We start from the raw sequence: 10,805 nt of genomic DNA on the forward strand, positions 1-10,805 counted from the left end.
CCCCAACCAACCATAACTAAAAAATAACGGTAAATAGTGCCAGCACAATACGATATCCACAAATATAATCCCTACGACATACGAACGTTTACGCGTGCTAAACAGCCATATTTTACCTCTATCTATCGTTAAATCTATTCGTTTCATTTTGGCACACCATTAAAACTTAAAACATATTCCTGCATATCATACAATTCATCGGCAGTTTGCTTGCTAACAGCTAAAGTCTCTACTATATCTTCATAACCAGACTCAAAAGGGCTCGATTGGCATCTCTGAAGGCATCGTCTTGGTTTCTAGATACTTCTCTGACTGATATTCTATATTAGCCAAAGAATCTGGTGTATTGAGTTCTGTCGGCATGTTCTCTGCATCCTTCTTCCCTCCTGTAAGCGTGTCTACAAAAGGACTCAAAGTATCAGCCACATCATTGTATGCCTGCTCACACTCTGCTGTTATGCTCTCATACCAGCCACCTGAACCTCCATAAGCTGGCGCAGAAAATGTCTGATCCAAATCCGTATCGAAGACATCATCGGTATCCTCACAACTGCTATACGGCGATACCGATATATCATCAGCCGTAATGCCATCATCGGCCTCCGAATAACTACTATTGTCAATGTATATTTTCCAATCTATATTGAGGTGGAATCATATATTCGTATTTCTGATATTCCTCTGGCCACCAATAAATATAAAACAACATAGCTATCGCCGCTACAATAAAAAATAATTTTCTATATCTATACCACTTCGGGATATCCATCCCCTTTGCCTTTCTTCGCAATTCATCTATATACAATCCTCCCCCCCAAGAAAAAAGTGAAATAGCTAATATCATACACGCATACCCATAATCATATGTCATCAAAGATGCTTCTAAAGTTGATATCATCAACAGCGAAAAGGACAATGCCAATGACCTCAATCGCCACTTCCGTAAAAACAAGGTAATTAATAGCCATACGATACTAACAAGAAAGCTCATAACCAAACATAAACTTATCATTGCATACGTCCAATGTGTCATTTATTCATCATCCTTCTCATCCACATCATGTCCAGTGACTACATCCTCAACAGCTTCAAATGCCGTTATTGCTAATCATAACTTAGCAATTATTCCCATCAATATAATTATAACCGCACTTCCAAAAAACTTATACGAAATATCCCTATATTGATCCCATGATAAAATCCCCGCCCCCAGAAATTCTCCTAATAATAATGAAAACAAAAAACTTATACCAGTATCTCTGCTAACAACCCCAAACTCTAACACGATAACATTTATCGCAATTAACAAAGACATAACAATCAACCAAATCATTATACGTGGCCATTTATATTTCCTGAAAAGGAACAACGGCAGCAATAAACAGGCTATACCTATCGATACTAATATAACCATTTGTTTAGGCAGTAAATATTGACCTATCGCACACGATGCCATCCCAACTCCAATAATCCATTCCTTATTCTTTGTTTTCATTATCTTTATCCCCTACCTTTTTATAGAAATAAATAGGACATTAAATTCTTTATGATGACCAATTTATCACCAATAAAAGCATTATACAAAATGCTCCCACCCATGCTTTATAAGAAACTGATTTGCATTTTCTAAAAGAAAACATCCCTAAACCGACGAAATAAAAATCCTACTATATTTTAACAATTACTGACAATATAATAACCAAAAAGGCACAAAAAAACTCTAAGTACGCAATATTTTTATTTTTCCTCCAAGCTAAGGCACCCACTATGAGAAACGACAATGACAATGAACCTGATATTATATATTCCCCCACATCAACACCAATCAAGTTTTTATTAACAAAGATACCCGCAATCAGTGCAATCATAATTACACCGACCCAAAAATACACCAAAATTGATAATACTTTTCTAAACATAAGAAAAAGGCTTATCCCTAATATTATTAAACATCCCTCCATAATAACGGTCTGATTTTCTGTTGATAAATATTGACACAATCCCATCGCTATAAAAACCACGCTAGAAATCCATTTTATATTCCCCACATATTATCCCCCCTTAGCAGAAACTTTATTACATTCACCTTCTATTACCCTATACCTAAATTCTAAATAAACTCTATAATTATCATTAACTTTTTCTTATCCTGCCTTGATGAACATAAAAAAACCTCCTGTCCAGGAATAATCCTGAACAGGAGGTTTAAAAATCACTTTTTTCTTGTCTTAGTCTTCATCCACTGCCGGAACCATGTCCTCTGCCGTCAACGTACCAGCTTTTGCCCGTTTGGCAAATTCAGCCGTAGCGGTGAACAGTACATCGCTGGAACTGTTGAGTGCTGTTTCACAGGAATCCTGCAACACGCCAATGATAAAGCCAACACCAACGACCTGCATAGCAATGTCGTTACCGATACCAAACGACGAGCAGGCTACCGGGATGAGCAGCAGTGAGCCACCAGCGACACCGGACGCACCACAGGCACCAACCGTCGCGATAATGCAGAGCAAGAGTGCCGTCGGCATATCAATATCAATGCCCAACGTATGAGCGGCTGCCAGCGACAAAACCGCAATGGTGATTGCAGCGCCGCTCATGTTAATCGTTGCTCCCAGCGGAATGGAAATCGAATAGGTATCTTCATCGAGATGCAGCCGTTTGCAAAGCGAAAGGTTAACCGGGATATTCGCTGCCGAACTGCGCGTAAAGAATGCATAGATACCGCTTTCACGCAGCGTCGTCCAAACCAGCGGGAACGGATTGCGGTGAATATGTGCATAAACGATTAGCGGATTCATGATAAGGGCTACCGAGAAGAATGCACCGAGCAGGACGCCCAGCAGCTGGACATAACCCAAAAGCGCGCCGAGGCCACTTTCTCCAATCGCATTAGCCACGAGTCCCATGATGCCAAACGGCGCAAAACGGATAACCCACTGAACGATTTTCGTTACCGTCTTTGCCAAATCATTGATCATGACTTTCGTGGTATCCGAAGCACTATGCAGGGCAAGACCACAGAGAACGCCCCAAGCCAAAATACCGATGTAGTTAGCCGATGCAATGGCATGAATCGGATTGTCGACAACGCTCAAAATCAGGTTATGCAGAACCTCTAAGATACCACTAGGTGGAGCGAGCTTGGCATCAGCCATCTGCAGCTGCAGGCTGGTCGGGAAGGCAAAGGAAAAGCCAACCGCCACCAGCGACGCCAAAAAGGTAGCAATCACATAGAGTTTAACGATAGGGCGCATCGAGGCACTGGCATCAGCATTTTTCTGTGCCATAGCATTCATGACCAGCACGAACACCAGAATCGGTGCTACGCCCTTCAGTGCCCGCACGAAGAGATCTCCAAAAATAGAAATCACCGGAACGGTCTGCGGCGCAAATACCGCTAAAATAATCCCAATAACCAAGCCAACGGCAATGAGTTTAATCAAGGCCGTCTCCTGATATTTTCTGCCAATCTTTTTTAACTGATTAGACATGCTAACCATCTCCTTTACAACCTTTTACGAAACAATGCGAATCCGTCCGCGTAATAAGTACATGTGTTAGTATATACTAAACTTTACAATCTTGCAACATATTTTAGTAAAAATGTTTCTCTCTAGTGAACCATTCACAACAAGTGCAAGCTAAAACGAATATATTTGTAAAATGTATATGTATAGGAGATAATTCTATCGTTTAGTTTTCTTTCATCTCTTTTATGTAACGTTTAACCGCATCCTGCCACTGAGGAAGACGTTTGAAACCTGCTTTTTCCAGACACGCCTTACTGAGGCGAGAATTTTTGGGGCGCACGGCCTTGGTGGGATAAGCCGACGAAGGCACGGGAGTGACTTTGACCTCTTTCCCCGCCAAGCGAAAGGTTTCCGCTGCCAGTTCCGCCCAGGAACAGACCCCTTCATTCGTCGCATGATAAATCCCATATTTATCACTCTGCACCATATCCGCCAGCAAAACTGCCAAATCATACGTATAAGTCGGTGAACCAATCTGATCATCCACTACCGTCAGTTCCTCATGGGATTCCGATAGCTTTAGCATCGTGCGGATAAAATTCTTGCCATTGATACCAAACACCCAGGAAATGCGAACGATAAAATAGTTCTCCAACAATTCCAATACCGCTTCTTCTCCATGCAACTTGGAACGTCCATAAGCGTTGCAAGGATCTTTTATATCATCCGGTTCATAGTATTCCTCACCCTTCCCCGGGAATACGTAATCCGTACTGATGTAGACCATCTTACACGCCAGTTCGCGGCAAAGTTCTGCCAGGCAGCGTGTACCTCCCGCATTGATTGCCTCACAAAGCTCCGGCTCATCCTCGGCTTTATCCACTGCCGTATAAGCCGCACAATGAATCACAGCTTCCGGGCGGAAATCTTCCAGGTATTTCCGCATCCCGACCGGATCTGTCAATGAAAAATCACGACTAGATACCCCACGAACCTCCAGACCGCGCTTTTGTAATTCCCGTACGCAATCAAACCCTAACTGACCGGTCACACCGGTAACCAAAACTTTCATCTCGGTACATCCTTTCCTTCTCGCATCTCTACATACAAATATGCCTCTCCCCTATCGGGGAGAGACATATCTCCATCATCCTTCTACCAAAGGAATCTTCAAAATTATCTTCGTGCCTTTCCCCAAGTCACTATCCATGGAAATCTCAATTCCATGCTGCTCGCAAATCCAGCTGGCAATCGATAGTCCTAGACCAGTACCACTCACGCCGCCTTCCGCCTTGGTGCGCGATGCATCAACACGATAGAACCGCTCAAAGACCTTCTGCTGGTCTTCCTTGGCGATACCGATACCGTTATCCGCCAGCTCCAACTGGATAAAGCCCCCCTCCGGCAGCCGGTGGGAACTGGCTGTGATACGACCGCCCTGCGGGGTATATTTCGTACTGTTCTCCAAGAAAATACGAATCATCTGACGCATGGTAACCTGATCTGCAAAAATAACGCCCTGAGCATTTTCCAGCAGATCGACCGTATGGGTCTTCGTCACCAGCTTCATCTTGCGCATGACATCTTCCAACAGTTCCGAAAGCTCAATGTGCTCTTTGTGCAGCACCTGCCGTTTCTGGTCGGCACGAGCCAGGAATAACAACTTTTCGATAAGCTGCTGCATATCTTCCGCCTCAGAACGAATGGACGAGATCCCTTCATCAAGTATTTCTTCATCCTGCCGCCCCCAACGGGAAAGCAAATCCGAATATCCCAAAATAACCGTGACCGGTGTCCGGAGTTCATGCGAAGCATCCGATACGAAACGCTGCTGCTGCTTGAAGCCCGCCTCCAATCGCTCGAGCATATGATTGAAGGTCTCTGCCAATTCGGATAATTCATCGTGGGCCGGCGGCACCGAAATGCGGCGATCCATCTTCTCCACCTCTATCTTGCGCGCGGTGGCGGTCATTTCGCGAATTGGCAAAAGTATCCGTTTGCTGACAAAATACCCCGCCAACAGAGCCAGCACAAACCCCAATATCGTCATGAGGAACAATATTTTCTGCAAGGTCTCCAAGAAATGCTTTTCCGCTGTAATCGTCTTGAAGAAATGCAACTGATAGATTTGTCCTTGGTATTCCACGTCCATCTTCGCATGATAAATCGTCATGTTGCGCACTTCCGCAACCTGCATGTCGCGATTTGCCCAAAACGGCGGATTTTTCAGCGTATTTTCTTCGATGCGGCGAATCGAGGGGTAATGCGCATCATTTTCGTACACCGTCCGGCCTGACAAATCCGTTATGCGCAGGACAACACCGGGCATAATGAGGTCATCGCGCCAAAAATCATCTCCCATGGGGCGTCCCTGATGCATGCGCTCCAAGACATGATTCATGCTGATTTCAATTTCCACTTCTGCCTGGTGATAAAAAGAAAAATAAACGCCCAATCCTGTCAGCACGCTGGTCAGGATAAGGACCAACAGTAAGACCGACGCATAAAAGCAGGTAATCTTCGTAGATATCTGCGCATAGCGCAACCGGTTGAACATCATCATGGGATGACGAAGCCAAGCCTTACTCCTTGATCGCATAACCTACGCCTCGAACCGTAAAGATATACTTCTCATCAAAATGGTCATCAATTTTCGCGCGCAGGTAACGGATGTAAACATCGACAACGTTCGTGTCGCCCGTGTAATCATACCCCCATACTTCCTGCAGGATTTGATCACGGGTCAGGACATTGCGCTTATTGCGAAGCAAATACTCCAAAAGCGAGTATTCTTTCTTCGTGAGCTGAACCTCCTCACCCTTCACCCGAACCTCATACCGGCTCGGATACATGACAAGATCACGAACTTGCAGTTTCTCGCCCTCGTTTTCGACATCCCGTCCATCGGCACGAGGTTTACGCAGCGCATTGCGAACGCGGGCCAAAAGTTCCTGGATTGCAAACGGCTTTGTCATATAGTCATCGGCACCAATATCGAGACCGTTGACCTTATCCTCAACATCATCACGAGCCGTCAGCATAATGATAGGAACATCGGAAATCTCACGTACTTTGCGGCAAATTGTCATACCATCCATATCCGGCAGCATGAGATCTAACAGCACCAGATCATAATCCTCCTGTGCAATGCGCTCAAAAGCATGCAGCCCGTTATCCTCCGTTGCTGTCTCATATCCCTCATGTTCCAACTCAATCTGAAGAAAACGAGCAATACGCCGTTCGTCTTCAACAATAAAAATACGCGGATTTCCCATAGTTATATCCCTCCGAATATTAGTAATCCCTTTGGATTGCATAATTTTTCTAATAAACTATACTACTATGATATAACGAAAGGCGGGGAAATTAAACCCCCGCCTTTCATTTCTAATTCAAATATAACCCGAAAACACCTGCTGCCATCACCGTTTCGCTTCCGCCTTGGCTGTGAATTTATCCCGCAGCACAGCAAAGCGTTCATGGATGCCGCTCCCGATTTCTTCCCGTCCATCAAACGCACGAACGGCAAACGTTACCTTGCGGTCTTCTACAGCCACTACCTCTGCCTCGGCCCGGACCTCAAGTCCCGTTGGAGTCGGTGCCTTATGCGCCACATTCAGGGAAATCCCCACCGTAGTCCACCCCTCCGGCAGCAATGGCTCCAGGGCTTCTGCTGCGGCCTTCTCCATCAGACAGGTCATTGCCGGTGTCGCATAAACCGAAAGCGTACCGCTCCCCATCGTCACAGCAGTATTCTTTGCGGTAACCATTTCGGTAGCCGTATGGGTAAGACCAATCTTTATTTCCGTCAATTCCATGTTATCCGCGGCCTCCTTCTGTGCCTTCACTCAGATACATTTCCCGGAACAGGTTGATGAGATGCTCACTGGAAGAGGAAAGCGTACGGTTTTTGAGCCACGCCACCACGGTATGAGTGCTCATTTCCGGTTCCACCAGCTTCTTATATATAAGGTTCCCATCCGTCAACAGATTTTTGGAAGAAATAGGAACTAAAGCCATGCCCATATCCATTTTTGCCAGCAGCAAATCCTGTACGATACTGTCACTGACGCAAACTACATTCGGTTCGAATCCCAGCTTATGACAATTGGATACGAAAACCGACTGCCACCGCAAGGGGATAATAATAGGAACATCTTTAAGTTCTTCCATGCGAACGACGTCTTTTGCCTCACCGATCTCATCGTTCTTATTCATGATGAGTACAAAGGGTTCATTCGGCAATACGATGGACTCATATACTTTGGAATCCACCTGCGTACGAGTCACACCGATTTCGATGACGCGATTGTCCAATAGTTCCAGGATTCTCGATCCTTCGGCTTCCCAAATCTGATAGGTAACATTCGGATAACGGGAATGAAACTCCGTGATGAGTTCTGGCAGCAGCATAGCCCCTGAAGAAGTAATCGTACCAATACGAACTGACCCAGCTACCCCTGAACCGATTTCCGTAATCTCACGGACGGTTCCGTCCACCATTCCCAGGATGTGCTCAACTCTGGCGTACATAACCCGGCCGGCATCGGTCAGGCGGATGCGGCGGCTGCCGCGCTCAAAAAGCTGCACTCCCAGAGCCGTCTCCAGGCGTTTCATCTGCCGGGACAAAGCCGGCTGTGCAATGTCAAGGCGCTGTGCCGCATGGCTGATATTCCCTTCCTCAACGATTGCATAAAACGCCCTCATATCCTTGATTTCCATATTAACCCTCTTTCAATCTATAACGTAATACACATAGTTGCTATACAAAACCTTATTGCTATTATACTTTTTCAGCTAGAAATAGGCAAACAATTTCACAATTTTTTATAGCAAATGCTTATATCGTCCAAAGTCTTATGTAAAGATGTAACTCTTATCCCATATTTCTGTCAATTCACACTTGTGCTTTAGATTAACCATGCTATAATATTATGGTACAATATCACGAATCATTCTCTATTGTCTCCACGCAATAGAGTTTATTCCCTAATCCCCATTAATTACCCAATTTTTTAGAAAAGGAGTTTTCGAATGACAAGAATCAAAGATGCATTGGATGCTGTTGCAGCAGCTGTAATTGCCCAAAAGGATTACCTTACTTCGTTAGATGCCAAAATTGGCGATGGCGATCACGGCTTGAACATGGCTCGCGGCTTCCGCGCAGCGCAAGAAGCTGTCGAGGAAATGGATGACACTACTATGCCAGGCCCTGTACTCAAGGCAATTGGCAAAGCCCTGATTCAAAATGTCGGCGGCGCTGCCGGCCCGCTCTACGGTGCTGGTTTTGTCAGTGCCAGCGAGGCCTGTGACGAGGAAACGCGCATGAATGTTGCCAGCATCGAGAAACTGTTGAGTGCTGCTATTGCCGCCATCCAGAAACGCGGTCGTGCCGAACAAGGTGATAAAACCATGCTGGATACTTTGATTCCAGTCCGCGACTGCTTCCTGCCGGAAAACGCTCAGGACAAGACCTTATTCGAAGTCCTTCAGGACGCCTCCCGGGCAGCTGGCGAAGGCGTCAATTACACGAAAACCATTGCCGCCCGCAAGGGACGTGCCAGCTTGGTAGGTGAACGCAGCATTGGCATCGAAGATCCCGGCGCTGTAAGCTCTATGGTCATGTACCGCGCACTTTATCAGTTCCTGAAGAACTGACCATTTCTTTACGGCCTTCCGCTCCGGAGGGCTTTTTATTTGCCCGTATCTTAGGAATGTAGTATACTTTTAGAAGAAATTTTGACACATTCTTTTATCTACTTATATAGGAGGAAAATACATTGACTGAACAGAGAGTCCGCACCCGTTTTGCCCCGAGCCCGACGGGTTACATGCACATCGGCAACCTGCGCACTGCCCTTTACGGCTATCTTTACGCCAAAGCACAGAAAGGTGATTTCATCCTGCGCATCGAGGATACGGACCGTACCCGCTATGTTGCAGATGCCGTCGACTTCATCAATCGCACGCTGGAACTTGCTAAAATCGTTCCTGACGAGGGACCGGATATCGGCGGTGACTGCGGCCCATACATTCAGAGTGAACGCATGGATATCTACAAAAAATATGCCGAGGAACTCGTAGCCTCCGGCCATGCTTACTACTGCTTCTGTGACCCGGACGAAGATCACTCCGTCGGTCAGTTCGGCGGTTACGACCGCACCTGCCGTGATCTGCCGCAGGAAGTAATCGACGAGCATCTGAAAAACGGCGATCCGTACGTTATCCGTCAGAAAATGCCGCTTTCCGGCGAGACGACATTCTTCGATGTCCTGCACGGCAACATCACTATCCCGAATGAAGAGCTGGAAGATCAGGTTCTCTTGAAGCGTGACGGTATGCCGACTTACAACTTCGCCAACGTCATCGATGATCATCTGATGGGCATCACTCATATCATGCGCGGCGCAGAATTCATCACCTCCACGCCGAAATACAACCTCTTGTACCAGGCTTATGGCTGGGAAACGCCGACCTTCATCCACCTTGCACCGGTCATGGGCAAAAACGAGGATGGCTCCGTATCCAAACTCTCGAAACGCCATGGTGCTACTTCCTTTGACGATTTGGTAAACATGGGCTATCTGCCGGAAGCTATCGTCAACTATGTTGCTCTGCTTGGCTGGAACCCGAAAACCACCAATCAGGAAATCTTCTCCATGGATGAACTCATCGCGCATTTCAGCCTGGAGGGTCTCTCCAAATCCCCAGCTGTCTTCGACTACGACAAGCTCGGCTGGATCAATGGCGAATATTTCAAAGCAATGGACGATGCTGCTTTTGCCCAAAAAGCTCGCGAGTTTGCTGGGGAACTGCCCGATTATCTAGAAGCAAACTGGGAATCGCTGGCAGCGCTGTTAAAGACCCGTCTTACCCGTTTTGGCGAAATTAAAGACGAAATCAGCTTCCTTATCGACATGCCTGCCTTTGACGCGGAACTCTATGTCAACAAACGCAACAAAGTCACGGTAGAAAAAGCTGTCGAACTGCTGCCAACGCTGTTGGAGCTCATCGAAAATGTTGAGGAATCCGAATGGAACAACGACAGCCTCTATGCAAAACTGGAAGCCTTCATTGAAGAAAAAGAACTCAAGAAGGGCCTCGTCATGTGGGTACTCCGCATCGCAGTTGCCGGCCAGAAAGTAACGCCGGGCGGTGCTACGGAACTGCTCTCCCTGTTGGGCAAGAAAATTTCTCTGGAAAGATTGAAAAAAAGCCTTGCAAATTTGCAAGACCTGTAATATAATTAATCAAGTCAGTTACGTGGCACCTTCGTCAAGTGGTTAAGACACCGGCCTCTCACGCCGGGTTCATGGGTTCGAATCCCATAGG

At 46.2% G+C, this 10,805-nt stretch carries 12 protein-coding genes; 2 read left to right on the forward strand and 10 right to left on the reverse strand.

The annotated features are described in order from the left end of the window. Positions 1-252: 252 nt before the first annotated feature. The 10 genes from T504_RS14685 to T504_RS0112840 all read right to left on the reverse strand — a co-directional run bounded on the left by T504_RS14685 (position 253) and on the right by T504_RS0112840 (position 8,195). A complete protein-coding gene (locus tag T504_RS14685; protein WP_156033554.1) occupies positions 253-414 on the reverse strand; it encodes a hypothetical protein in 162 nt (53 codons plus the stop codon). A gap of 205 nt (positions 415-619) precedes the next feature. Next, a complete protein-coding gene (locus tag T504_RS0112800) occupies positions 620-1,033 on the reverse strand; it encodes a hypothetical protein (RefSeq protein ID WP_033171456.1) in 414 nt (137 codons plus the stop codon). A gap of 75 nt (positions 1,034-1,108) precedes the next feature. Beyond that, positions 1,109-1,495 (reverse strand): hypothetical protein, encoded by a 387-nt coding sequence (locus T504_RS0112805; RefSeq protein ID WP_033171457.1) that lies wholly within the window; start codon positions 1,493-1,495, stop codon positions 1,109-1,111. A gap of 172 nt (positions 1,496-1,667) precedes the next feature. After that, positions 1,668-2,048: a hypothetical protein gene (locus T504_RS0112810; RefSeq protein ID WP_033171458.1), complete on the reverse strand. Its 381-nt coding sequence runs from the start codon at positions 2,046-2,048 to the stop codon at positions 1,668-1,670. Between the two features lie 180 nt (positions 2,049-2,228). Beyond that, entirely contained in the window at positions 2,229-3,494 is a 1,266-nt protein-coding gene (sstT, locus tag T504_RS0112815; RefSeq protein ID WP_033171459.1) for a serine/threonine transporter SstT, read from the reverse strand. A 202-nt stretch (positions 3,495-3,696) separates the two neighbouring features. Continuing rightward, entirely contained in the window at positions 3,697-4,545 is an 849-nt protein-coding gene (rfbD, locus tag T504_RS0112820; RefSeq protein WP_033171460.1) for a dTDP-4-dehydrorhamnose reductase, read from the reverse strand. Positions 4,546-4,620: 75 nt separating this feature from the next. Next, positions 4,621-6,030 carry a sensor histidine kinase gene (locus T504_RS0112825; protein ID WP_156033556.1) on the reverse strand — a complete coding sequence of 470 codons (1,410 nt, stop codon included), beginning with the start codon at positions 6,028-6,030 and terminating at the stop codon, positions 4,621-4,623. 25 nt (positions 6,031-6,055) lie between these two features. After that, positions 6,056-6,748, reverse strand: coding sequence for a response regulator transcription factor (locus T504_RS0112830; protein ID WP_033171462.1), 693 nt, complete (start codon positions 6,746-6,748; stop codon positions 6,056-6,058). A 147-nt stretch (positions 6,749-6,895) separates the two neighbouring features. After that, the gene (locus T504_RS0112835; protein WP_033171463.1) at positions 6,896-7,291 is read right to left on the reverse strand and encodes a thioesterase family protein; all 396 of its coding nucleotides are present in this window, start codon (positions 7,289-7,291) and stop codon (positions 6,896-6,898) included. A gap of 1 nt (position 7,292) precedes the next feature. Then, positions 7,293-8,195 carry a LysR family transcriptional regulator gene (locus T504_RS0112840; RefSeq protein WP_033171464.1) on the reverse strand — a complete coding sequence of 301 codons (903 nt, stop codon included), beginning with the start codon at positions 8,193-8,195 and terminating at the stop codon, positions 7,293-7,295. A gap of 312 nt (positions 8,196-8,507) precedes the next feature. On the opposite strand from T504_RS0112840, the gene dhaL reads away from it, so the two are divergent. After that, a complete protein-coding gene (gene dhaL, locus T504_RS0112845; protein WP_033171465.1) occupies positions 8,508-9,131 on the forward strand; it encodes a dihydroxyacetone kinase subunit DhaL in 624 nt (207 codons plus the stop codon). Positions 9,132-9,253: 122 nt separating this feature from the next. Further along, entirely contained in the window at positions 9,254-10,714 is a 1,461-nt protein-coding gene (gene gltX / locus T504_RS0112850; RefSeq protein WP_033171466.1) for a glutamate--tRNA ligase, read from the forward strand. The last annotated feature ends 91 nt before the right edge of the window (positions 10,715-10,805 follow it).

The organism is Selenomonas sp. ND2010 (genome assembly GCF_000702005.1).
GTDB lineage: Bacteria > Bacillota > Negativicutes > Selenomonadales > Selenomonadaceae > Selenomonas_A.